Source organism: Kribbella amoyensis (assembly GCF_007828865.1).
Classification (GTDB): Bacteria; Actinomycetota; Actinomycetes; order Propionibacteriales; family Kribbellaceae; genus Kribbella; species Kribbella amoyensis.
This window is the reverse complement of sequence record NZ_VIVK01000001.1, coordinates 4,244,037-4,268,463: the sequence shown is the minus strand read 5'-3', so window position 1 is coordinate 4,268,463 and position 24,427 is coordinate 4,244,037. Positions and strand designations below refer to the sequence as shown.

General features: G+C 66.7%; 19 protein-coding genes and 3 rRNA genes. 10 read left to right on the top strand and 12 right to left on the bottom strand.

Annotated elements, in window-relative coordinates; translation table 11 throughout:
• Positions 1 to 9: 9 nt before the first annotated feature.
• The 4 genes from dnaJ to FB561_RS20155 form a co-directional block, all read right to left on the bottom strand.
• Positions 10 to 1,152 (bottom strand): molecular chaperone DnaJ, encoded by a 1,143-nt coding sequence (dnaJ, locus tag FB561_RS20170; RefSeq protein ID WP_145808852.1) that lies wholly within the window; start codon positions 1,150 to 1,152, stop codon positions 10 to 12.
• 40 nt (positions 1,153 to 1,192) lie between these two features.
• A complete protein-coding gene (gene hrcA, locus FB561_RS20165; RefSeq protein WP_145813201.1) occupies positions 1,193 to 2,212 on the bottom strand; it encodes a heat-inducible transcriptional repressor HrcA in 1,020 nt (339 codons plus the stop codon).
• A gap of 137 nt (positions 2,213 to 2,349) precedes the next feature.
• Complete coding sequence (locus tag FB561_RS20160; protein ID WP_238334925.1) at positions 2,350 to 3,441, bottom strand: Gfo/Idh/MocA family protein; 1,092 nt, start codon at positions 3,439 to 3,441, stop codon at positions 2,350 to 2,352.
• A complete protein-coding gene (locus tag FB561_RS20155) occupies positions 3,438 to 4,079 on the bottom strand; it encodes a ThuA domain-containing protein (protein ID WP_238334924.1) in 642 nt (213 codons plus the stop codon). Before FB561_RS20155 ends, FB561_RS20160 begins: the two co-directional genes overlap by 4 nt.
• A gap of 172 nt (positions 4,080 to 4,251) precedes the next feature.
• Here FB561_RS20155 and FB561_RS20150 point away from each other — a divergent pair, with 172 nt between their 5' ends.
• From FB561_RS20150 to FB561_RS20140, 3 genes are all read left to right on the top strand, one after another.
• Positions 4,252 to 4,665 (top strand): EF-Tu/IF-2/RF-3 family GTPase, encoded by a 414-nt coding sequence (locus FB561_RS20150; protein ID WP_145808849.1) that lies wholly within the window; start codon positions 4,252 to 4,254, stop codon positions 4,663 to 4,665.
• A 56-nt stretch (positions 4,666 to 4,721) separates the two neighbouring features.
• Positions 4,722 to 5,606: an MBL fold metallo-hydrolase gene (locus FB561_RS20145; RefSeq protein WP_145808847.1), complete on the top strand. Its 885-nt coding sequence runs from the start codon at positions 4,722 to 4,724 to the stop codon at positions 5,604 to 5,606.
• A 104-nt stretch (positions 5,607 to 5,710) separates the two neighbouring features.
• A complete protein-coding gene (locus tag FB561_RS20140) occupies positions 5,711 to 7,246 on the top strand; it encodes an NCS1 family nucleobase:cation symporter-1 (protein ID WP_145808845.1) in 1,536 nt (511 codons plus the stop codon).
• Between the two features lie 60 nt (positions 7,247 to 7,306).
• On the opposite strand, the gene rrf is transcribed toward FB561_RS20140, so the two are convergent.
• The 6 genes from rrf to FB561_RS20110 all read right to left on the bottom strand — a co-directional run bounded on the left by rrf (position 7,307) and on the right by FB561_RS20110 (position 15,516).
• Positions 7,307 to 7,424, bottom strand: a 5S ribosomal RNA gene (gene rrf / locus FB561_RS20135).
• Between the two features lie 149 nt (positions 7,425 to 7,573).
• Positions 7,574 to 10,698, bottom strand: a 23S ribosomal RNA gene (locus FB561_RS20130).
• Between the two features lie 442 nt (positions 10,699 to 11,140).
• Positions 11,141 to 12,660, bottom strand: a 16S ribosomal RNA gene (locus FB561_RS20125).
• Together the 16S, 23S and 5S rRNA genes form the textbook arrangement of a ribosomal RNA operon.
• A 492-nt stretch (positions 12,661 to 13,152) precedes the next feature.
• Positions 13,153 to 14,424: an RNA polymerase sigma factor gene (locus tag FB561_RS20120; protein WP_145808843.1), complete on the bottom strand. Its 1,272-nt coding sequence runs from the start codon at positions 14,422 to 14,424 to the stop codon at positions 13,153 to 13,155.
• Between the two features lie 12 nt (positions 14,425 to 14,436).
• Positions 14,437 to 14,808, bottom strand: a complete 372-nt coding sequence (locus FB561_RS20115; RefSeq protein ID WP_145808841.1) for a YciI family protein — start codon at positions 14,806 to 14,808, stop codon at positions 14,437 to 14,439.
• 48 nt (positions 14,809 to 14,856) lie between these two features.
• On the bottom strand, positions 14,857 to 15,516 hold the full coding sequence (locus FB561_RS20110; protein WP_145808839.1) for a DUF998 domain-containing protein: 660 nt from the start codon (positions 15,514 to 15,516) through the stop codon (positions 14,857 to 14,859).
• A gap of 184 nt (positions 15,517 to 15,700) precedes the next feature.
• Between FB561_RS20110 and FB561_RS20105 the strand changes: the two genes are divergently transcribed.
• The 4 genes from FB561_RS20105 (at position 15,701) to FB561_RS20090 (ending at position 17,787) form a co-directional block, all read left to right on the top strand.
• Positions 15,701 to 16,186: a hypothetical protein gene (locus FB561_RS20105; protein WP_238334923.1), complete on the top strand. Its 486-nt coding sequence runs from the start codon at positions 15,701 to 15,703 to the stop codon at positions 16,184 to 16,186.
• A gap of 81 nt (positions 16,187 to 16,267) precedes the next feature.
• Positions 16,268 to 16,522 carry a type II toxin-antitoxin system Phd/YefM family antitoxin gene (locus FB561_RS20100; RefSeq protein WP_145808837.1) on the top strand — a complete coding sequence of 85 codons (255 nt, stop codon included), beginning with the start codon at positions 16,268 to 16,270 and terminating at the stop codon, positions 16,520 to 16,522.
• The gene (locus FB561_RS20095; RefSeq protein WP_145808835.1) at positions 16,519 to 16,914 is read left to right on the top strand and encodes a type II toxin-antitoxin system VapC family toxin; all 396 of its coding nucleotides are present in this window, start codon (positions 16,519 to 16,521) and stop codon (positions 16,912 to 16,914) included. Before FB561_RS20100 ends, FB561_RS20095 begins: the two co-directional genes overlap by 4 nt.
• Positions 16,915 to 16,962: 48 nt before the next feature.
• Complete coding sequence (locus FB561_RS20090; protein ID WP_145808833.1) at positions 16,963 to 17,787, top strand: DUF3097 domain-containing protein; 825 nt, start codon at positions 16,963 to 16,965, stop codon at positions 17,785 to 17,787.
• 3 nt (positions 17,788 to 17,790) lie between these two features.
• Here the strand turns inward: FB561_RS20090 and FB561_RS20085 are convergent, their stop codons facing one another.
• A complete protein-coding gene (locus FB561_RS20085; protein WP_145808831.1) occupies positions 17,791 to 20,376 on the bottom strand; it encodes a DUF3376 domain-containing protein in 2,586 nt (861 codons plus the stop codon).
• 139 nt (positions 20,377 to 20,515) lie between these two features.
• On the opposite strand from FB561_RS20085, the gene FB561_RS20080 reads away from it, so the two are divergent.
• From FB561_RS20080 to FB561_RS20070, 3 genes are all read left to right on the top strand, one after another.
• The gene (locus FB561_RS20080; RefSeq protein ID WP_145808829.1) at positions 20,516 to 21,286 is read left to right on the top strand and encodes a hypothetical protein; all 771 of its coding nucleotides are present in this window, start codon (positions 20,516 to 20,518) and stop codon (positions 21,284 to 21,286) included.
• On the top strand, positions 21,279 to 22,112 hold the full coding sequence (locus FB561_RS20075) for a hypothetical protein (protein ID WP_145808828.1): 834 nt from the start codon (positions 21,279 to 21,281) through the stop codon (positions 22,110 to 22,112). Before FB561_RS20080 ends, FB561_RS20075 begins: the two co-directional genes overlap by 8 nt.
• 106 nt (positions 22,113 to 22,218) lie before the next feature.
• Complete coding sequence (locus FB561_RS20070) at positions 22,219 to 23,187, top strand: IS481 family transposase (RefSeq protein ID WP_145808826.1); 969 nt, start codon at positions 22,219 to 22,221, stop codon at positions 23,185 to 23,187.
• A gap of 33 nt (positions 23,188 to 23,220) precedes the next feature.
• Here the strand turns inward: FB561_RS20070 and FB561_RS20065 are convergent, their stop codons facing one another.
• On the bottom strand, positions 23,221 to 24,240 hold the full coding sequence (locus FB561_RS20065) for a LacI family DNA-binding transcriptional regulator (protein ID WP_145808824.1): 1,020 nt from the start codon (positions 24,238 to 24,240) through the stop codon (positions 23,221 to 23,223).
• Between the last annotated feature and the right edge of the window lie 187 nt (positions 24,241 to 24,427).

Sequence of the window (24,427 nt, the reverse complement as noted above, 5' to 3'; positions counted from 1 at the left end):
CGGTGAGGCTCAGTGCGCGCCGAACGCGTCACGCAGGCGCCCGAAGACGCCCTTGTGCGCGGCCTGGACCTGACCCTGCGGCCGCTCCTCGCCGCGCAGTTCGGCGAGCTGGCGGAGCAGGTCGGACTGGGCGTCGTCGACCCGCGTCGGCGTCTCCACGATGACCTGGACGATCAGGTCGCCGCGGCCCGCGTGCCGCAACCGCGGGACGCCGCGAGCGGTCAGCGTGAGCGCCGTCCCGGACTGCGTGCCCGCCCGGATCTCCAGCGGCGTGGTCTCGCCCTCGAGCGTCGGCAGGTCGATCGTCGTACCGAGCGCGGCCGCCGTCATCGGCAGCGTCACCGTGCAGTGCAGGTCGTCGCCGTTGCGGGTGAAGATGTCGTGCGGCTCGACCTCGATCTCGACGTACAGGTCGCCGGCCGGGCCGCCGCCGGGGCCGACCTCGCCCTGGCCGGACAGCTGCACCCTGGTCCCGCTGTCGACGCCGCCGGGGATCTTCACCGTGACGGTGCGGCGGGACCGGACCCGGCCGTCACCGGAGCACTCGACGCACGGGTTCGGGATGGTGGTGCCGTAGCCGCGGCAGTTCGGGCACGGGCGCATCGTCCGGACCTCGCCGAGGAACGACCGCTGGGTGTGGGTCACCTCGCCGCGGCCGTGGCAGATGTCGCAGGTCACCGGCTCGGACCCGGCCGCCGCGCCCGACCCGGAACAGGTCGGGCAGAGCACCGCGGTGTCCACCTTGAGCTCGCGGGTGGTCCCGAACGCCGCCTCGCCGAGGTCGATCCGCAGCGGGATCAGCGCGTCCTGGCCGCGCCGGGTCCGCGGCCGCGGCCCGCGGGTGGCCCCGCCGGTCTGGCCGAAGAACGCGTCCATGATGTCGGTGAAGGTGAACGCCTGGCCGAACCCGGCCCCCGCACCGGCCCCGGCCGCGGTGCCCAACGGGTCGCCGCCGAGATCGTGGATCTGCCGCTTCTGCGGGTCGCTCAGCACCTGGAACGCGCGGCCGATCTCCTGGAACTTGTGGTGCGCGTCCTCGGAGTCGTTGACGTCCGGGTGGTACTGGCGGGCCAGCTTGCGGTAGGCCTTCTTGATCTCGTCCGCGGACGCGTCACGGCTGACGCCCAGGACGGCGTAGTAATCGGTGCTCATACTCCAGACCAAAGGTTGATGGCGGGGATCGTGGTGCTCGTCATGAGTCGGCCAGGATCTGGCTGACGTACCGCGCGATGGCGCGGACCGCGCCCATCGTGCTCGGGTAGTCCATATGGGTCGGGCCGACGATGCCGAGGGTGGCCAGCGCCTCCGACTTCGACCCGTACCCGGTCGCGACCACCGACGTGGTGGCCAGCTCCTCGTACGGGTTCTCGTGCCCGATCCGGACCGTGAGGGTCTGCGGATGGGTCGCCTCACCGAGCAGCCGGAGCAGGATCACGTGCTCCTCGAGCGCCTCCAGTACCGGCTTCACGTTGCGCTCGAAGTCGTCGCCGTACCGGGTCAGGTTGGCGGCGCCGCCGACCGCGATCCGCTGCTCGCCCTCGTCGGTGAAGGCCTCCAGCAGCGTGGTCACGATCGCGGCCACCAGCGGCCGGTCGGCCGGCGCGAACAACTCGGTGACGCTGGCCAGCGACGTCGCCGCGTCGGTCAGCCGCTGGCCGGCCAGGGCGGTGTTCAGCCGGGACCGCAGATCGGCGACCAGCCGCTCGTCCACCGCGGCCGGCGACTCGACGATCCGCTGCTCGACCCGGCCGGTACTGGTGATCAGCACCAGCAGCAGCCGCCGCGGCGTCATCGTGACCACCTCGACGTGCCGGACGCTGGACCGGATCAGGGTCGGGTACTGCACGATCGCGACCTGCCGGGTGATCTGGGCGAGCAGCCGGACCGTCCGCCGGACCACGTCGTCCAGGTCGACCGCGCCGGCGAGGAAGGACGAGATCGCCTTCTTCTCCGCCGGGGACAGCGGCTTGACCGTGCTGAGCTTGTCCACGAACAGCCGGTACCCAGCGTCAGTCGGGATCCGCCCCGCGCTGGTGTGCGGCTGGGTGATGTACCCCTCCTCCTCCAGCGCGGCCATGTCGTTACGGACCGTGGCCGGGGAGACGCCGAGGTTGTGCCGGTCGACCAGCGTCTTCGAGCCGACCGGCTCGTGGGTGGCGACGTAGTCCTCGACGATGGCCCGGAGTACGTCCAGCTTGCGGTCGTCCAGCACGCGCACCACCCTCTCCGTCGGCCCTGCCATCTCACTGGCACTCAAATCGTCCGAGTGCCAGTCTACCGAGCCGTACCGACTCGCACGGCCGGACCGTGGCGTGGGCCAGGTCTCAGACCCAGTCCTCTGGCCAGGTGTCAGGCGAGGTCGGGCGACGCCCCCAACGGTACGGCGGCCGGCCGGTCGACCGTGCTCGCCACGTCCAGCGACTGGTCCTGGGCCGCCGACTCGAGCAACGACTCCATGATGTCGAGCACGTGGTAGGCCAGCGCGCCGTCCGCGCGGTGCTTGCCGCCGGTGCGGATCGCGCGGGCCATGTCCGCGACCCCGACGCCCCGCCCGGCCCCGGCGTACCCGCCGGCCACGGGGAGTTCGGTCCAGTCACGCTGGGTGGCCGTGGCCAGCTCGACCTTGCCGTCGAACGCGTTCGGGTCCGGGACCGACAGGCTGCCCTCGGTCCCGTGCACCTCGATCCGCGGCAGCCGGGCCGCCCAGATGTCGAACGACATCAGCACCGTGGTCAACGCGCCCGACTCGTGCTCGAGGATGCCGGTGACGTGGGTCGGCACGTCGACGCCGAACACGGTCCCGGCCCGCGGCCCCTTGTGGACCTTGCGCTCCTGGTGCGCCCGGCCGGCGCGACCGGTGACCCGGCGGACCGGACCGAGCAGGGTGACCAGGCTGGTGACGTAGTACGGCCCCATGTCGAGCAGCGGACCGCCGCCGGCTTGGTAGTAGAACTCGGGCGCCGGGTGCCACAGCTCGTGCCCCGGCGTGACGAACGATGCGGTCGCCGCGGTCGGTACGCCGATGTCGCCCCGGTCGATCGCGGCCCGCGCGGTCTGGGTCCCGGTCCCGAGCACGGTGTCCGGTGCGCAGCCGATCCGCAGGTCGTTCGCGGCCGCCAGCTTGAGCAGCGGCTCCGCCTCGGCCCGGTCGACGGCCAGCGGCTTCTCGCCGTACACGTGCTTACCGGCCCGCAACGCGGCCTCGTGGACGGGCGCGTGGGCGGCCGGGATGGTCAGGTTGAGCACGATGTCGACGGCCGGGTCGGCCAGCAGGTCGTCGGATGACAAGGCCCGGACACCCGGGTGGTTGTCCGCGACGGCCTGGGCCCGGCTCACGTCCAGGTCGGCCACCGCGACGACCTCGACCCCGGGCAGCTTGCCGAGGTGGTCGAGGTACGTACCGCTGATGACGCCGGTGCCGACGATCCCGATCTTGGTCACTTGCTCGCCCACAGCAGCCCCCGCTCGATGATCGTCCGGACCTGCGGCGTCTCCAGGTCGTCCAGCTTGTGGCCCGGGGTACAGACGAAGATCTTGCCGTCGCCCCAGGTCCGGGTCCAGACGGCCGGCATCACGGCGCCGTCGATCCACGGGTAGTCGGGGTGCGCCCGGACGGTCGTGGTGGCGAGCACGGTGTTGGTCGGGTCCGCGTGCACGTAGTACTGCTCGGTGTGCAGGTCGAAGTCCTCCAGACCGGCCACGATCGGGTCGTCCGACACGATCGAGATCCGGTGGTCGATGAATCCGCCCGGGTGCGAGACGAACTGGCCGCCGGTCATGAAGTGGTAGTCGGCCTTGGTCCGGAACGAGTCCGCGATGCCGCCGTGCCACCCGGCCAGCCCGGTGCCGGCGCGGACCGCGGTTTCCAGGCCCTTCAGTTCCTCGTCCGCGATGTCGCTCATGGTGATGCACTGCACCACGAGGTCGACCCCGGACAGGTCGAGGTAGCTCGAGGTGCTCCCGGAGACGGTGACCTCGAACCCGTTGTCCCGCAGGAAGGGGATGAACAGGTCGGTCGCCTCGACCGGGACGTGGCCTTCCCAGCCACCCCGCACCACCAGTGCCCGTCGTGTCGTCACGCCGTCCGCCCTTCGCAGAGATCGGATGAATGTCGGAACCGCCTAGGCGACCCTAGGCGGCACCGGAACCGGCAGCAAGAGGGATTCCGGCCGGTGGATAGGGCTTGCCGGCGGTGCCTGCCACGGTGTCCGTATCCGGCCGGGGACCGGATGCGCATTAAGGTCGGCGACCATGGGATGGAAGTTCTGGAAGCGCGAGCCGAACCCGATGGATCCACAGCAGCTGCTGGCCCAGGCGCGGCAGGCCGGTCCCGAGCCCCAGCACGGTCCCGGCCGGCGGCCGCAGGACACGGTCCACCGGCCGCAGGACATACCGTCGGGCGGATTCCAGCTGACGGTCGAGGACGTCTTCACGATCACCGGGCGCGGGACCGTCGTGACCGGGCGGGTCACCTCCGGCCTGATCAGGGTCGGCGAACAGGTCGTCGTCAGCCGGGCCGGGCAGCAGCTCGGTGCGCTCCAGGTCACCGGGGTGGAGATGTTCCGCAAGACGGTGAACGAGGCGCGGGCCGGCGACAACGTCGGGCTGATGCTGAGCGACGTACGGCGCGACCAGATCGAACGCGGCGACGTCCTGACCAACTGACTGCTTCCGCGGGGGCGGGCGTTGCGGAGTGGGGTGCGCCGGTTAGGGTCGGGGCCATGAGTGAGTGGACCGAGCTCGGGGATCGCTGCTGGGTCCGCCGGTACCCGGAGTGGGACGTCAACGTCGGCCTGGTCGTCGGGAGCGAGGGCGCCCTGGTGATCGACACCCGCGGCACCACCGAGCAGGCCCGCGAGGTGCTGACCCACCTCGGCGAGGTGACGGACGTACCGGTGCGCTGGGTGGTCAACACGCACGCGCACTTCGACCACACCTTCGGCAACTCGGTCTTCACCGACGCGGCGATCTACGCCCACGAGAACGCGGCCGCCGCACTCGCCGACCGTGGTCCCGCTCTCCAGCAGCACTACCGCGACAACCCCGGCCCGGACCCGGCGTACCCGGAGATCGCGCCGGCGGTCCTGGCCGACGTGGCCGCCGCCGAGCTGGTTGCCGTGAGCAACACGTTCGCGGTGGCGAAGGTGATCGACCTCGGCGACCGGCGGGTCGAGCTGCTCCATCTGGGCAACGCGCACACCGACGGCGATCTGGTGGCCGTGGTACCGGACGTGGACGTGCTGTTCGCCGGCGACCTGGTCGAGGAGTCCGCTCCCCCGTCGTACGGCGACGACTCGTACCCGCTCGAGTGGCCGGACACGATCGACCGGGTGATCGGCATGCTGTCGCCCGACACGAAGGTGGTCCCCGGTCACGGGGCCGTGGTGGACGCCGAGTTCGCCCGCGACCAGGCCGGCGATCTCGGGACGGTCGCGAACACGATCTCCGGTCTGCACCACGGGGGTACGTCGCTCGAGCAGGCGCTCGCTCATACCGAGGACTGGCCGTGGCCCGTCGAGCACCTGGCGACCGCGATCCGCAGGGCATACGAGGTCCTCGGGACGCCGCGCCGGCCGACGCTGCCACTGCTCGGTGGACACGACTAGCCATTGGGCTGCTACCAAAAGTCGTGATCCGTTGACACGGTGATCCCGCTTCCCGCACGTTGTTGGCAACGCGAGTGCCACAGCGAGGGGACGAGGTGGGACCGATGGCTGGTACGGAACAGACCGTTCACCCCGACGGACGCGTCGAGCTGACCGACCGGGCCGCGATCGCGGACAGCCGGTACGCCAATGCCGAGCTCGCTCCGACCCGGATGAGCGAGCGCAAGTGGACGACGTACAACTACACCGCGCTGTGGATGGGCATGGCGCACAACATCCCCAGCTACCTGCTCGCGTCCGGGCTGGTAGCGCTCGGGATGAACTGGCTGCAGGCGTTCCTCACGATCACGCTCGGGAACCTGATAGTCCTCGTCCCGCTGCTGCTGAACAGCCACGCGGGCACGAAGTACGGCATCCCGTTCCCGGTGTTCGCGCGCGCCTTCTACGGGATCCGCGGGGCGAACCTGCCGGCCTTGCTGCGTGCCTTCATCGCGTGTGGGTGGTTCGGCATCCAGACCTGGATCGGCGGTCAGGCGATCTACACCATCGTCGGCGAGCTGGCCGGATCCGGCTGGTCCAACGCGGCCACGATCAGCGGGCAGCCGTGGACGCTGTGGCTCAGCTTCCTGTTCTTCTGGGCCCTGCAGATGTGGCTGATCTGGCGTGGCATCGAGGGGTTGCGCCGGTTCGAGAACTGGGCGGCCCCGCTGGTCACGGTCGCGTTCCTGGCGCTGATGATCGCGATCCTGGTGAAGGCCGGCGGACTCGGCCCGATCCTGGACCAGCCGTCCAAGCTCGGCTGGGACGCCGACTTCTGGAAGATCTTCGCGCCGGCGTTGATGGGGATGATCGCGTTCTGGGCGACGCTGTCGCTGAACATGCCCGACTTCACCCGGTTCGGCAAAGGGCAACGGCAGCAGATCCTCGGCCAGATCATCGGGCTGCCGACGACGATGTCGTTCATCGCCCTGGTCTCGATCATCACCACGTCCGGGACCGTGCTGGTCTACGGCTCCGCGATCTGGGACCCGGTCGAGCTGACGACCAAGTTCGAGAGTCCCGTCGTCGTGACGATCGGTCTGGTGATGGCGATTCTCGCGACCATGTCGTGCAACGTTGCCGCGAACGTGGTGAGTCCGTCGTACGACTTCGCGAACGCGCTGCCGCGGTTCCTGAACTTCCGGACCGCCGGGTTGCTCACCGGGATCATCGGCATCGTGATCCAGCCGTGGCGGTTGATCGCCGACCCGTCGATCTACATCTTCGTCTGGCTCTCGTTCTACGGCGGCCTGCTCGCCTCGGTGGCGGGTGTACTCATCGCGGGGTACTGGTTCGTCGACAAGACGAATCTCCAGCTGGCCGGGCTGTACCTGCCGGGGAGCCGCTACTGGTACAACGCGGGCTGGAACTGGCGAGCTGTGGTGGCGACCGCTCTCGGGTCCGTACTGGCCGTTGGCGGGGCGTACTCGGCGCCGGGGGCTGGCCCGTTCCCGGAGGACGGGCTGATTCCGTTCTTGCAGCCGTTGTACGACTACTCGTGGGTGGTCGGCCTGGTCGCGGGGTTCGTCGTGTACCTGGCGCTGACGCTTCCCGCGTCCCGCCGGTCGACGGCCACGACGCAGGCCACAGCCGGCATCTGAATCTGCCTGTACATATGTTAAGGGCCACCCCGAGATGGGGTGGCCCTTAACAGTGTGAATGTCCGGCGACGTCCTACTCTCCCACGATCTCCCGATCGCAGTACCATCGGCGCTGAAGGGCTTAACTTCCAGGTTCGGAATGGAGACTGGGTGTTTCCCCGACGCTATGGCCACCGAAACTCTATAGAAATATCAACCACAACCACACGAGTACCAGCCAGTGCTGGTACGTGGTTCTGACCGTATTCCGGGAACCGTACAGTGAACGCGAACAACTCGTATCGCAGCTTGACGTTTTGTTGAGACTCAAACACCCAGGTGGGTGTGTGTGACAAGCCCTCGGCCTATTAGTACCAGTCAGCTCCACACGTTGCCGTGCTTCCACTTCTGGCCTATCAACCCAGTGGTCTACTGGGGGCCTTACCCGATTAACTCGGTGGGAGACCTCATCTTGAAGCGTGCTTCCCGCTTAGATGCTTTCAGCGGTTATCACTCCCGAACGTAGCCAACCAGCCGTGCTCCTGGCGGAACAACTGGCACACCAGAGGTTCGTCCACCCCGGTCCTCTCGTACTAGGGGCAGCCCTTCTCAAGTCTCCTGCGCGCGCAGCGGATAGGGACCGAACTGTCTCACGACGTTCTAAACCCAGCTCGCGTGCCGCTTTAATGGGCGAACAGCCCAACCCTTGGGACCTACTCCAGCCCCAGGATGCGACGAGCCGACATCGAGGTGCCAAACCATCCCGTCGATATGGACTCTTGGGGAAGATCAGCCTGTTATCCCCGGGGTACCTTTTATCCGTTGAGCGACGGTGCTCCCACATGCCACCGCCGGATCACTAGTTCCGACTTTCGTCCCTGCTCGACATGTCTGTCTCACAGTCAAGCTCCCTTGTGCACTTACACTCGACACCTGATTGCCAACCAGGCTGAGGGAACCTTTGAGCGCCTCCGTTACCTTTTAGGAGGCGACCGCCCCAGTCAAACTACCCACCAGGCACTGTCCCTGATCCGGATAACGGACCTAAGTTAGACAGCCAGAACAACCAGAGTGGTATTTCAACGATGACTCCACCCGAACTGGCGTCCGAGCTTCACAGTCTCCCACCTATCCTACACAAGTTGTACCGACCACCAATACCAAGTTGTAGTAAAGGTCCCGGGGTCTTTCCGTCCTGCTGCGCGTAACGAGCATCTTTACTCGTAATGCAATTTCGCCGAGTCCATGGTTGAGACAGCGCCCAAGTCGTTACGCCATTCGTGCAGGTCGGAACTTACCCGACAAGGAATTTCGCTACCTTAGGATGGTTATAGTTACCACCGCCGTTTACTGGCGCTTAAGTTCAAAGCTTCGCCGGCCGAAACCGACTAACCTGTCCCCTTAACGTTCCAGCACCGGGCAGGCGTCAGTCCGTATACATCGAATTACTTCTTCGCACGGACCTGTGTTTTTAGTAAACAGTCGCTTGGGCCTGGTCTCTGCGGCCATCAACGCCTCGGCCAGCAAGTGGCCTCACGTATCAGGCCCCCCTTCTCCCGAAGTTACGGGGGCATTTTGCCGAGTTCCTTAACCATGGTTCACTCGATCGCCTTGGTATTCTCTACCTGATCACCTGTGTCGGTTTGGGGTACGGGCGGCTCTAACACTCACTGCGAAGTTTTTCTCGGCAGCATGGGATCATCCACTTCCCCTGAACGGGTCCGCCTCGGCTCTCAGGCTATATGAGACACGGATTTGCCTATGCCTCGCCCTACCACCTTGCCCGCGGATCAGCTTGCGCCTACCATCGCCGCGGTTGGACTACCCTCCTGCGTCACTCCTCAGTGCACCTACTACCACCTCGGGTCAAAACCTCCACCACGCAGCCCGAAGGCCTTACGGATTCAGTTTCTTAGCATCAGCGGGTTCGGCCGGGTCGTGTTAATGCCGGTACGGGAATATCAACCCGTTGTCCATCGACTACGCCTGTCGGCCTCGCCTTAGGTCCCGACTTACCCAGGGCAGATTAGCTTGACCCTGGAACCCTTGATCATCCGGCGGACGGGTTTCTCACCCGTCATTCGCTACTCATGCCTGCATTCTCACTCGTGCAGCATCCACAACTCCATCACTAGGCTGCTTCACACGCTGCACGACGCTCCCCTACCCATCCACACACCTGGACCACACCCGAAAGTGAGGCCGGGTACAAGTGTGAATGCCACAGCTTCGGCGGATTGCTTGAGCCCCGCTACATTGTCGGCGCGGAATCACTTGACCAGTGAGCTATTACGCACTCTTTCAAGGGTGGCTGCTTCTAAGCCAACCTCCTGGTTGTCTGGGCAACTCCACATCCTTTTCCACTTAGCAATCGCTTAGGGGCCTTAGCTGGTGATCTGGGCTGTTTCCCTCTCGACTACGGAGCTTATCCCCCGCAGTCTCACTGCCGCGCTCTCACTTACCGGCATTCGGAGTTTGGCTGATTTCGGTAAGCCGGTAAGCCCCCTAGACCATCCAGTGCTCTACCTCCGGTAAGAAACACACGACGCTGCACCTATATGCATTTCGGGGAGAACCAGCTATCACGGAGTTTGATTGGCCTTTCACCCCTATCCACAGGTCATCCCCCAGGTTTTCAACCCTGGTGGGTTCGGTCCTCCACGCGGTCTTACCCGCGCTTCAACCTGCCCATGGATAGATCACTCCGCTTCGGGTCTAGAGCATGCGACTCAAACGCCCTATTCAGACTCGCTTTCGCTACGGCTACCCCACACGGGTTAACCTCGCCACATACCACTAACTCGCAGGCTCATTCTTCAAAAGGCACGCCGTCACACACCCAAAGGCATGCTCCGACGGATTGTAGGCAACCGGTTTCAGGTACTATTTCACTCCCCTCCCGGGGTACTTTTCATCTTTCCCTCACGGTACTAGTCCGCTATCGGTCACCAAGAAGTATTTAGGCTTAGCGGGTGGTCCCGCCAGATTCACACAAGATTTCAAGAGTCCCGTGCTACTCGGGAAAACACTCAAGAGTCACCGTCTTACGCCTACGGGGCCATTACCCACTACGGCTCAACATTCCAGAAGATTCGACTTCAACGATGATTTATAACTCTTCGGACCCACGGCATTAGGCCCAGAATGCTCCCACAACCCCACATACGCAACGCACGCCGGCTATCACACGCACATGGTTTAGCCTCATCCGCTTTCGCTCGCCACTACTCACGGAATCACAATTGTTTTCTCTTCCTGCGGGTACTGAGATGTTTCACTTCCCCGCGTTCCCTCCAGAACCCTATGTGTTCAGGCACTGGTAACTGGCTTTAGAATGCCAGCTGGGTTTCCCCATTCGGACACCCCCGGATCACAGCTTGGTTGCCAACTCCCCGGGGCTTATCGCAGGCTCCTACGTCCTTCATCGGCTCTTGGTGCCAAGACATCCACCGATTGCCCTTAGTAGCTTGTCACAAAAAAACAACAAAACACTACAAAGAGATGCTCGCGTCCACTATACAGTTCTCAAAATACGGGCAGGAAAACCGACCCTGAAACCACCACTAACCAAGAACACCTGGCAGTCTGGTGAGAGCCGGCCCCAGCCACACACCAACCCCGAACCCAACGGTCCCGGTTGGTTGCGACCCAGAAAAACCGTCCACCCAAGAAGAAAAAACTCGCTTCTCCAGGGCGGCCCGATTTCTCAGGACCCAACAGCGCGCCTCGAAACATTCCTCCACCAGCCACCGCGTTCCACGCTCACAAAAGAGCAGTACTAACGACACCCAGCATCGGTCCGAATCTAATGGTCAATGTTCCACATTCCGAAGCACGGCCGCCCCGAGACACTCGCTCGAGAAACGACCTGTAGACACCAGCCCCTTACGGGAACCAGTGCCAAATGCTCCTTAGAAAGGAGGTGATCCAGCCGCACCTTCCGGTACGGCTACCTTGTTACGACTTCGTCCTAATCGCCAGCCCCACCTTCGACGGCTCCCTCCCACAAGGGGTTAGGCCACCGGCTTCGGGTGTTGCCGACTTTCATGACGTGACGGGCGGTGTGTACAAGGCCCGGGAACGTATTCACCGCAGCGTTGCTGATCTGCGATTACTAGCGACTCCGACTTCATGGGGTCGAGTTGCAGACCCCAATCCGAACTGAGACCGGCTTTTTGGGATTCGCTCCACCTTACAGTTTCGCAGCCCTTTGTACCGGCCATTGTAGCATGCGTGAAGCCCTGGACATAAGGGGCATGATGACTTGACGTCATCCCCACCTTCCTCCGAGTTGACCCCGGCAGTCTCCTATGAGTCCCCACCATAACGTGCTGGCAACATAGGACGAGGGTTGCGCTCGTTGCGGGACTTAACCCAACATCTCACGACACGAGCTGACGACAGCCATGCACCACCTGTATAGGACCCTTACGGACCTCCCATCTCTGGGAGATTTCCCTATATGTCAAACCCAGGTAAGGTTCTTCGCGTTGCATCGAATTAATCCGCATGCTCCGCCGCTTGTGCGGGCCCCCGTCAATTCCTTTGAGTTTTAGCCTTGCGGCCGTACTCCCCAGGCGGGGCGCTTAATGCGTTAGCTGCGGCACGGAGGACGTGGAATGTCCCCCACACCTAGCGCCCAACGTTTACGGCGTGGACTACCAGGGTATCTAATCCTGTTCGCTACCCACGCTTTCGCTCCTCAGCGTCAGGTAAGGCCCAGAGAGCCGCCTTCGCCACCGGTGTTCTTCCTGATATCTGCGCATTCCACCGCTACACCAGGAGTTCCGCTCTCCCCTGCCTACCTCTAGTCTGCCCGTATCGGAAGCAGGCTCGGAGTTAAGCTCCGAGTTTTCACTCCCGACGTGACGAACCGCCTACGAGCCCTTTACGCCCAATAATTCCGGACAACGCTCGGACCCTACGTATTACCGCGGCTGCTGGCACGTAGTTGGCCGGTCCTTCTTCTGCAGGTACCGTCACTCTCGCTTCGTCCCTGCTGAAAGAGGTTTACAACCCGAAGGCCGTCATCCCTCACGCGGCGTTGCTGCGTCAGGCTTTCGCCCATTGCGCAATATTCCCCACTGCTGCCTCCCGTAGGAGTCTGGGCCGTGTCTCAGTCCCAGTGTGGCCGGTCGCCCTCTCAGGCCGGCTACCCGTCGACGCCTTGGTAGGCCATTACCCCACCAACAAGCTGATAGGCCGCGAGCCCATCCCCAACCGCCAGAACTTTCAACCAAAAACCATGAAGAAATTGGTGATATCCGGTATTAGACCCGGTTTCCCGGGCTTATCCCAGAGTTGGAGGTAGGTTGCTCACGTGTTACTCACCCGTTCGCCGCTCGTGTACCCCCGAAGGGGCCTTACCGCTCGACTTGCATGTGTTAAGCACGCCGCCAGCGTTCGTCCTGAGCCAGGATCAAACTCTCCGTTGAAAAATATGACAAACCACAAAGTGGTGAGTCGACATCGAGTAGATCCCTTGAATCAGAAACAATCAAACTGACTTGAATCAATATTTCAAAGGAATCCGCCACAGCACAACAGACAACCCAACACCCAAAATCTCGAAAAGACTAGGGGAGTCAGAAATCATCCAATGCCTGTGAACGGGGTTAATGCATCTTTCGGCATTGACTTTCGGCACGCTGTTGAGTTCTCAAAAATCGGGCGCACACCGCGCTTCAAACTCCCGCTTGAAGCCCTGGGGCAACTCGGTAAACCTTACTGATCCCATCCCAGCCGGTCAAATCGGCCTTTCCAGAACCAGCCCCCGGCGTGACTCAGTGACTGAAACCCACTACAGGGCGTGTTCCAGCGACCAGGACTTCCAGGGTTTTGCTGGAGCAGCCGGCCGCTTTCGCGTCCTGCGCCTCGCTCCAACAAGAAGAACCTTACACAGATTCCACCGTCCGTCCAAATTGGTTTCACCTGGCCGGTTCATCGGGCTGGATCGCGGCCGCTCGGCCCTGCAGATAGCGCTGTTCCGCCTCGTTCTCGGTGAGCTCCGCAGCCGCTCGGTACGCCGCCTGCGCACCCGGTCGATCCCCGACGGACTCCAGCAGATGCGCCCGCACTGACAGCTCACGTTGGCGGGTCAGCGGGTTCTCCGAGAACCGGTACGTGCGCTCCAGATCGTCGAGCAGGGCCAGCCCGCGTTGCGCCCCGTACGCCTTGGACACCGCGACGACTCGGCTCAGGCTGATCGGCGATGTCGGCGTGAGGCGTTCGAGCCAGAGGTAGAGCCCCGCGATCTGCGGCCAGTCCGTCTCATCCGCAGTCGGCGCTTGAGCGTGGACCGCGGCGATCGCGGCCTGCAGCTGGTACGGCCCGACCTCCCGCTGCTTCCAGGCGGACTCGATCAGCGTGACTCCCTCGGCGATGAGCTCCTGGTCCCACGCGGAACGGTCCTGGTCCTCGAGCAGAATCAGCTCCGCCTCGTCGCCGGTCCGCGCAGTACGCCGGGACTGGGCGAGCAGCATGAGCGCGAGCAGGCCGGCCACCTCGGCATCGTCCGGGCGCGCGCTGGACAGCATCCGGGTGATCCGGATCGCCTCCTCGGTGAGCTCCACCCGTTCCAGCCGGCGCCCCGCGGTCGCCGTGTAGCCCTCGTTGAAGATCAGGTAGAGCACCTGCATGACCGCCTCGAGCCGGGCCGGGAGCTCGGCCGGATCCGGTGGTACGAAGCGGGCGCCGGACTCCTTCAGGCGCTGCTTCGCCCGGCTGATCCTGGTCCCCATCGACGACTCGGCGGATCCATACGCGTGCGCGATCTCCCCTGTCGTGAGTCCGCCGACCGCGCGCAGGGTCAACGCGACCTGGGACGTCGGGCTGAGCGTGGGGTGGCAACAGAGCAACAGGAGCAGCAGGCTGTCGTCCTGGTCCATCACCCCCGGCTCCGGGGCGGACGGATCGAGGACGGCGGGATCGGCGAGCCCGGCTTCCTCTTCACGGCGTCGCGCGGACTGCTCCGAGCGGACCATGTCGATCATCCGGCGATAGGCGACGCGGATCAGCCAGCTCCGCGGCCCCACCGGGATCCCCTCGACCGGCCATCGCCGGCTCGCGACCAGCAGCGCCTCCTGGACCGCGTCCTCCGCGATGTCGAACCGGCTGAACCTCCGCACCAACGCACCGAGTACCTGCGGCGCCTCGGTACGCAGCAGGTCCTCGATGGTTTGCTCGGCAGCGGCTCCCACGACGCTCGCGCCTCAGGCCCCGAACTCGTCGCACATCACCGGCCGGATCTCGATCGGCTCACCGAGGATCTCCACGATCCGGGTGACGATGTCGGTCGCGCGGTCCAGGCTGACGCAGTCGATCACGGCGAAGCTGGCGAGCACTTCCTTCAGTTCGGCGAACGGGCCGTCGGTCGCAACCACGGCGCCGTCGGACTTCCGCACGGTCCTGGACATCGCCGGGTGACCGAGCCCCTCGGTACTGACGAACTCGCCGGTCGCCCGCAGCTCCGCCTCGAACTGCTGGTACGTCGCGAACGCGGCCACCGCCTCCTCGGACGGTACGTCGGCGGTTTCGGCATCCCAGGCGGCCGCGGGTGTGTAGCCGAGCAGGAGAAACTTCATGGTCGTCCTCCGATTCAGATTGTCGACAACGATACGAGCGGGACGTGGTCAGGACCGGCGCCGAAGCCGGAGCGCCGTGACCGTGGTCCAGGTGAACGCGATCAGCCCCGTGAACGCGATCTGCAGGCTGATCGGGACCGACGGCATCGGTACCAGCAGAACGACGGCGACAACCCCATGACCGACAGCGGCGGCGACCTGGCGACGGCGTACGCAGCGGACCACCAGGGCGATGCAGGCGACTGCCAACGCGGTGAAGGCGATCGCGGCCGCGGCGGAGTGGACGATGCCGTTCCACGACATCGCGGCGGCGGGACCGTCCGGGGTACCGATCGGGAACCCGTGCTGCGGGTCCATCACGAACAGGCCCGCCAGGATCAGCCCGGCGCCGAAGACGGTCAGGAGGAGCGGGACGAGGCGCCGTCCGACGCCTTCGGTCACGAGTCGCCGGTACGCGACAGCCAACGCGACCACACCGGAGCCGGCCAGGACGAAGGTCGCCATCTGGATCCAGCCGAGGTCGCCGGTCGCGAGCTGGCTGATCGGGTGGATCCGGAGATCGAAGCCGTCCCGGGTGAGTCCCTGCGCGGCCGCGGAGGTGAAGAAGAGCGGGCCCGCGAGCGCGGCGGCCGTGAGCAGGTGCCGGGTCGACGGCCGTACGGCGGACTGCGTCGTGTCGCGGTCGGTGGTGGTGGCGAGTGAAGCCATCTTGTCCTCCTCAGGACGAGTTGGGTCCGAACACCGCTACCTCGGTCGGCGGCTGCCGGCTTTGACATCACTCGGGCGTGACCTGGATCACAGTGCGGCCGATGTGGAAATCCCGGCCGCGGCTCCGAGGTGACGGTGAACGCGGCCATCAGGGACCGCGGACGACCGACCGAGGAGCAGCACGATGAACCACACCGAGAACCAGCAGACGATCGCGGACGAGTGCGCCGACCAGGGCATGTCCTACGGCGCGACCGAGCCGCCGACCGACGCCGTGCGGGCGCTCGACCGGCTCGTCGGTACGTGGACCGTGAGCGGAGGCGCCGAGGGCACCGTCCGGTACGAGTGGATGCAGGGCGGCTACTTCCTGTACCAGCACGTCGAGCTGACGCAGTACGGGACGAAGGTGAGCGGCCTGGAGATCATCGGCCACCTGCACCCGTTCGGCGAGCCCGTCGGGACGGACGTGGCGTCCCGGTTCTACGACTCCCAGGGCAACACCTTCGACTACGTGTACGACCTCACCGGTGAAACCCTGACGATCTGGGCCGGCGCCAAAGGCAGCCCGGCGTACTACGAAGGCACCTTCAGCCCCGACGGCACCACCGTGGAAGGCGCCTGGACCTACCCCGGAGGCGGCGGCTACTCCTCCACCATGACCCGCGCCTGAGTCCTGGGGTGCGGCTGCGCTTGTGATCCGCACGCGAACCGTTCTACGGTTAGCTAAGTAGACTAATCGGAGGAGGTTCGGGTGGGCGAGGCAGCGGCGCAGTACAACATGCACGAGGCGAAGACTCAGCTGTCGCGCATCATCGAGCGCGTCGAGCACGGCGAGGAAGTCATCATCAGCCGCGCCGGCCGGCCGGTGGCGAAGGTGATCCCGCTACCGGCCACGGTGCGGCGCTCCGGACGCGGCGCGTTGTCCGGACGGATCAGCTTCGCCGAGGACTGGGACAGCCCGGAGACCAACGCATCGATCGCCGACGACTTCGGCCTGCCGTCGTGACGCCGGCGACAGACGCGGACCGGCTCCTGCTGGACACCCATGTCCTGCTGTGGTGGCTGGCGGACAGCACCGAACTCTCGGACGACGTGAAGGAACGCATCGACACCGAGCTGGAGGTGTACGTCAGCGCCGCGACGGTCTGGGAGGTCTCGATCAAAGCCGAAGCGGGCAAGCTGACGGTCCCCCGCGCGTTTCCCGACGTCGTTCGGGACAGCGGGGTGGCCGAACTCCCGATCCGGTACCAGCACGCGAGCCGCGCGGGTCGGCTGCCGCTACTGCACCGGGACCCGTTCGACCGCATGCTGATCGCTCAAGCCCAGACCGAGAACCTCACCCTGGTCACCCGTGACGCCGCGATCCAGGCGTCCGGCGTGGCGGTCCTCAAGGCATGACCCGCGGGTCGGGGCTGGTGGGGCCGGCCGGCGGATTACGGTTTGGGGGTGGCTGATCGGTATGGGAACGACGTGCTGGCCGGGGACTGGCGGAAGCCCAAGAACGGGCGGACCGTCGACGTGGAGATCGCGAAGGGGATGGTGGTCGAGGAGCCGTCCTCGGGGTTCGTCGGGGCCGTGGTCCGGTGGGAGCACGGGGTGGTGCACCTCGAGGACCGGCACGGGCGGGTGCGGTCGTACCCGATGGGGCCCGGGTTCTGGATCGACGGGAAGCCGGTGTCGCTGCAACCGCCGAAGAAGGCCGCGCCCGCCAAGAAGACGCGGACCGCATCCGGCTCGGTGGCCGTGGACAACGTCCGGGCCCGGGTCGCGCGGGCCAGCCGGATCTACGTCGAGGGCCGGCACGACGCCGAGCTGGTCGAGCGGGTCTGGGGCGACGACCTACGGATCGAGGGCGTCGTGGTCGAGTACCTCGAAGGGGTCGACGACCTGCCCGCGATCGTGAACCGGTTCCAGCCAGGGCCGGGGCGCAAGCTCGGGGTCCTCGTCGACCACCTGGTCGAGGGGTCGAAGGAGTCCCGGATCGCGGCCCAGGTCACCGGTGCGCACGTGCTCGTGGTCGGGCACCCGTTCATCGACATCTGGGAAGCGGTCAAGCCGAAGTCGGTCGGCATCAACGCCTGGCCGAAGATCCCGCACGGCGAGGACTGGAAGAAGGGCGTCCTGCGCACCTTCGGCTGGCCCGCGTCGGACCAGGCCGACGTCGCGGCCGCGTGGAAGCACATCCTGTCCAAGGTGAACTCGTTCGCCGATCTCGACCCGGCCCTGCTCGGCCGGGTCGAGGAGCTGATCGACTTCGTCACCAACGACTGAGGTCTACTGCTGGCGGGGCGGGCTGATCGGCGGCATCCGCTGCTCCACCCACCGCAGGATCCGGCGCCGCGTCCGTCGCACGGACCACCCGAGCACGAACAACGCGGCGCCGACCGCCAGCACCAGGCCGGCCAGCAACGCAGCGATCAGCGTCACGGCCGTCGACCCGACCACCCCGGCAACGACCAGCAGGATCACGGCGACCCCGAGTGCGGCGGCCGGCAACCACTGCTGGAAGAGCAAGGGCCGCTTGGTGTCACCGAGTTCGGCACCGCGGACCAGCCGGTTCCACACGCTCTCCCGGATCGGCTTGGCGAACCACCGCACGCTCCGGAGGATCCACGGCCGCGGCTGGTTCTTCCGGGCGGCCGCCGCCTTGACCCAGTCGCCGACCTGCGGGCCGAGTCCGCCGGACACCTCGATCATCCGATCGGCCAGGCCCTTCGTCGTCGCGCGGCCCTCCTTCGACTGGTTCAGCTCGTCGCGCATCGTCGTGAGAGCGCCGAGCCCGGCCTCGACCGGGAAGTCGCCGGCCAGTTTGCGGACGTGCCGGGCGACCTTGTCGGCGGTCCAGTTCTCCGCCTCGAGGACCTGCCGCTGGGTCTCGCGGATCCAGTCCGGGTCCGCGCCGAGCATCGCGCCGAGGTGGGCGACGCAGTGCAGCCGGCCCATCAACCAGTCCCATTTCCGCCAGTCCGCGGCCCCGAACGCGCCGAAGTGGCCGACCTGGGTGCCGTACAGGATCCGGTCCTTGAGGTCGTTCGCGATCGAGCCCTCGGGCAGGTCGTCCAGCAGCCGCAACGGAATGTCGGGGCCGAGCCGAAGGAACTGGAACGGCGCGCTGCGTTGCTGCGGCGTCCGAGCGGACGTACAGCGGGAGACGATCTCCACCTCCAGCGCGGTCTCCACCATCACCGGGCCGATCGCGGTGATCAACGCCGCGAACTCGGCCCCGAGCGCCCGCTGGACGTGGAGCTTCTCGAAGATGTCGTTCAGCCCGACCGCGACCGCCTCGGCACCACCGGCGGGCCGGAGGTCGAGATCCGCCTCGGCCAGCTCCGCCGACAGCGCGTCCCGCACCGCCTGGACCCGTTGCAGTGCGTCGCTCGCCGCGATCAACCGCTGCTCCAGGATCGGCCGGTCCGCCTGGTCCGCGTTGTCGATCTGGGTCCGCAACGAGCGCAGGATGAGCCGTACGACGCGTTCCGCGGCACCAGTTCCCCACGGCCAGCACTGGTCGCCCTGATCGTTCGGTCGCAACGGCGCCGTCGATCCGTCCGGGTTCGGGACCCACGGGTGCTCGGTGGCGAGGATCTCGTCCACCTCGGTCTCCGACAACGCGGTGGCCGGTTCCAGGACGGTCGCCTGGTCGTGGGTCGCGATCGTCACCGCCTCCCACACGCCCCCGGCCGCGCGGCCCCGCGAGTACACGGGCTGCAGCAGCACCGCGGCCTCGTGCAACGGCCCACGTTCTGTTGGTTGCGCTAGGCAACGGTCGAAGAGGCGCTGGGTGTCGGACCAGGACGCGTCCGCTTCCAGCAGCAGCCGCTCGAGCTGTTCGACGTCGGACCGGAAGTCCACCTCCCGCGGGAACTGCACCGCCGACAACGCCGCGACCTGCCACCCCGGTTCGGTGGCGTCCGGCAACTTGGTCTCGGCCAGCCCGATCCCGGCCGACGGGACCACGTACAGCACGTACCGGCTGGCCCGGCCGGACACGGGGCGCCGTGCGACCACGTCGAGGACCGGCCCGAACGGCGCGTTGTCCAGGACGCCGCCGTCGACGAGCCACGCACCGGACTCGGCCTGGCCGGGCTGCAACCGAGGCGGGGACGCGGCCATCCGGGGCGTCTCCAGGACCGGTCCGAAGGCCGCCGGGAACGAGGCCGACGCGCGGGCCGCCCGGGCGAGCAGCTTGGTGTCCTCCAGCCCGTTCGTCTCCGACACCGAGAACGATCGCGTACCCCGGTCGTACCTGGCCGTCTGCTCGCTGGTGAACCCGAACAGGTACCGATGGTCCGGTACGACGAACCGCTGGCCAGCCGCGTCCTTCGCCTCGAACTGCTGCACGCCCAACCCGGACGCGGTGACGAACAACGTGACCGGTTCGGAGATCCCCGTCTCCCCTGCCCCGGCGACGTCCTCGAGCAGCGAGTTCAGCTCCTTGAGGAAGTAGTTGCCGTCGAGCACGGACGTGGACGGCTTGCCCGCGGCCGGGACCAGCTTGCCGACCTCCAGCGATCCGAGCCGGACCCACTTCTGCCGCAGCCAGGGTCCGTCGTCGCCTTCGCTGCCCGGGTCCAGGGTCGAGCCGTGCGAGATCGCGGTCGCCAGCAGCGAGCCGTTCAACCCGCCGGCACTCGTCCCCGCGATCACGTCGACGACCAGCCGGCGTCGATCGGTTCCGCGCCGGCACAACTCCTTCCACCGTGCCGCCAGCACCTCGTCGTACGGCTGCGACGGTGGCAACGCGGTGTCGGCCGAAGCCCGGCGGATCAGGTCGAGCTCGTGTGTGACACCGCCCATCCAGACCGCCAGACTGACGCCCCCGTTCAGTACCAGCGCGATGCGGATCTCGTGGTCCCCCATGGATCCCCCCTCCTCCTTCGTCACAGATACCACCGTGTGACCGCGAGGGACAGACGTCGCAGCGGAGCGTGAACAAAGAAGGCCGTCGGCTGTTGTCCCGGGCCACCACTCAGCGTCATTCTGAGAGGGGGTGGTCGCGGTGGGCAGACGGCTCGGAGCACTCGTGATCGCGGTCCTGCTGGTCCTGGCCGCGGCGTGTACCGACAGCACGGGCGACGGGACCGACGGCACGGACTCACCCACGACCTCGGACACCACGACGACCGCGCCGACGACCGCGCCGACGACCGGTGGACCCACGACGGAGGACACCACCGAACCCACCCTCGAACCGACCGAGCCGGAGACCACGCAACCGACGCGGCAGAAGCCGTCGATCCAGCTCGCGAACGCCCCGATCGGCGGCGACGTCGACGCCGACGGGGAGTACCAGTGCGCCGAGGTGAACTGGCTCGGCCGCAATCCGATCCCGGCCGGGACCGCGATCCGGACCGGGGCCCGGGCGCTCGAACCCGGCGGCATCTTCCGGTTCGACCAGAGCGCCTGCCGGCCGGACGACCGTCCCTGCATCAACGTCGACTGGCAGGAGCAGAACTTCCGCCCCTGCTACATCGGGGTCCGGCAGGTGCAGAGCGGGACCGAGGACGAACCGGTGACCCTGATCCTCGAGGCGGTCGCGGTCTGCGCGACCCAGTCCGACTGCGACACCCTCGTCGGCGACCAGCCCGGCAGCCAGATCACCTTCGTCCCCGATCCGACGGTCGGTCCGAGCGAGACCCCCAGCGTGGCGCCGAGCTCGACGAGCGGATCACCAGGTACGGCCACGCCCTCCGAGGCGACCTCCGAGTCGCCGTCGAGCTCGCCCTCGGACGCGCCGTCCGACCCTGCCACCGGCGCCTCGGGTGGCTGACGACCGGTCCCAGCTGGAACGCTGGGCGAGTTTCGCGGCCGGAATCGTCGCCCCGATCACGGTGGTCAGCGCGTTGCTGTTCTACTTCGGCTACGTCAGCGCGCGGGCGCAGTACGAGTACTTCGGCATCGACGTCGACACGATCGGCCTGAGTACCCAGGACTACGTGATGCGCAGCCCACAACCGCTCTTGGTGCCTCTGCTCGCGCTGACGTTGCTCGCGGTCGCCGGCGTGGTCCTGCACACCGCGGTCCGCCCGTCCGCGACCGGCATTCGCCGAGCCCGCCGGATCGCGCTGGCGGTGCTCGTCCTGGGTGTCCTCGTCCTCGTCGCGTACCCGCTCGCCGGCGACCTCCCGTACTACCCGCTGGTGGTGCCGGTCGTGATCGGCCTCGCGGCGGCGGCCCTCGCGTACCTGTCGTACCTGGCCGCGAGGACCGCCGAACTCCGGCCACCCGTGGTCCTCATCGTGCTGCTCGCCATCGTCACCACGACCTGCGCGTTCTGGGCGACGGCCACCACCGCGCAGTACTCCGGACGTGGGCTAGCGAAGGCGCACGCGGCCGACCTCGGTCAGTTCCCGGTCGTCATCCTGGACACGAAGGAACGGCTCCAGCTCCGCTCCCCCGGCATCGAGGAGACCGCGTTGCGACCGGGCGCGGGGCAGACCTTCCACTACCGGTACCGCGGGCTGCGGCTGCTCGTCGTCGGCCAGAACCGGCTGTTCCTGGTCCCGCAGAACTGGAGCGGGTCGAACACCACGCTGGTGGTCCCGCTGAACGACTCGGTCCGGGTGCAGTTCCAGTTCCAGAACGACCCGCCCTAGTTGTACCGGGTCGAGACGTTGGTGGCAGGTGGGGTGGGGTTGACGTGAGGAGAACCTCCGGTTGGGGTGTGGCTTGTCGAAGGCTTCACACTCACCGGAGGTTCTCGTGTCCCACCGTAACGCGCGTACGACGTTTCATGGCCGGTTGCTGATCGTGCAGCGGCACCGGGCCGGGTGGGCGCAGGCGCATATCGCGAAGGCGATGGGTGTGTCGCGCAAGTGTGTGAAGACCTGGCTCGATCGGTACGAGGCTGAAGGCGAGGCGGGTCTGCGGGACCGGTCGTCGCGGCCGCATCGGTGTCCGCGGCGTACGCCGGCCGAGGTCGAGCAGCGGGTCCTGGACGCGCGGGAGCGGTTGCGGCTCGGTCCGGAACCGATCGCGGCCCAGACCGGGGTACCGGCCCGGACGGTGTCGCGGATCCTGCGCCGCCACCGGGTGCCGCATCTGGCCGTGTGTGACCCGATCACCGGTCAGGTGATCCGGGCCTCCAAGACCACCGCGATCAGGTACGAGCGGGACCGGCCAGGCGAACTGGTCCACATGGACGTGAAGAAGATCGGCCGGATCCCCGACGGCGGCGGCTGGCGCGCACACGGCCGCGCCAGCGCCTCGACCCGCCGCGACCGCAGCACCCGGGTCGGGTTCGACTACGTGCACTCACTCGTCGACGACCACTCCCGGCTGGCCTACTCAGAGATCCTGCCCGACGAGAAAGGCCCCACCTGCGCCGGCTTCCTGACCCGCGCCATCGCCTTCTTCGCCGCGCACGGCATCACCCGGATCGAACGGTTGATGACCGACAACGCCTGGTCCTACCGCTGGTCACTGCGCGAGGTCTGCGCCACCCACGCCATCACCCAGAAATTCATCAAACCCCACTGCCCCTGGCAGAACGGGAAGGTCGAGCGCCTCAACCGGACCCTGCAAACAGAGTGGGCCTACCGGCAGGTCTTCACCACCAACACCGAACGCACCGCCGCACTTGCACCCTGGCTCGAGTCCTACAACACTCAACGCCCACACACCGCACTCGGAGGACACCCACCCATCACCCGACTGCAACCAACCTCATGACCGGGTACACCTAGTTGCCGCGGGGCACAGCAATCAGGCCGAGCCGCGGACGATCAGCTCGGTGGTGAAGATCTCCGGACTCGTCAGTTGCGCACCGCTGATCTTGGCCAGCACGATCTCGGCCAGCCGCACACCCAACTGCTCGACGGGCTGCCGCACCGTGGTGAGCTTCGGCGTGGTCGTCGTGGCCACCACCGAGTCGTCGAACCCGACCACGGCCACGTCCGCCGGTACCCGCCGCCCGCTCTGCGACAGCACCCGCAACGCCGCCGTCGCCATCAGGTCGGACGCGACGAACAACCCGTCCAGATCCGGGTGCTCGTCGAACAGCTTCAGGGCGGCCTGCTCACCGCCGTCCGCGGTGAAGTCGCCATAGGCAACGGCCTCGGCGAACCCGGCCTCCTTGGCGACCTGCCGGTAGCCGGTCAGGCGGTCCAGACCGGCGGTCATGTCGAGCGGACCGGCGATCGTCCCGATCCGGCTCCGCCCGATCGACACCAGGTGCTCGACCGCGGTCCGGGCCCCGGCCACGTTGTCCACGTCGACGCTCGCGACCGCCTTGTCGACACCGAGCGGGCGAGCGCTGAACACGATCGGCAACGGCAACTGCGCGAGCTCCTGCAAGACGTTGTCGCGCCCGTGGTGGCTGACGATGATCGCGCCGTCCACGTGCCCGCCGCGCAGGTACCGCAGCAACCGCTGGTCGTCACCCTCGGCGGGCTCGATCAGCAGCACCAACTGCGACGAGGTCGGCGCCAGCGTCATGCTGACCCCGCGGAGAATGCCCGCGAAGAAGGGATCCGAGAACACCCGGCTGTCCGGCTCCGGGACGACCAGCGCGACCGAGTCGGTGCGCCGGGTGACGAGAGCGCGCGCGGCCCGGTTCGGTACGTACCCGAGCTGGCCGATCGCCCGCTCCACCGCGGCGACGGTGTCGGGCAGGACCTTCGGCGACCCGTTCACCACCCGCGAAACCGTCGCTCGCGAAACGCCCGCCAGCGCGGCGACCTGCTCCAAGGTCGGTGTCCCACCGTTCTGCCCAGCAACCGTCATGGGACCTCCCAGCCTGATCGTGACGTTCCAAAGGTAGTACGCCCCCCGGCGCAATCATTCCCAGCCGCACCCGCCCCACGCGAACCAGCCAGAACCTGAATTTCCTGCCACTTTCCGCCACCCCGGATTCCCCACCAGGCACGCCGGAGTACGCGCGCCCCACCCCATCCCACCGGACCGACGCAGG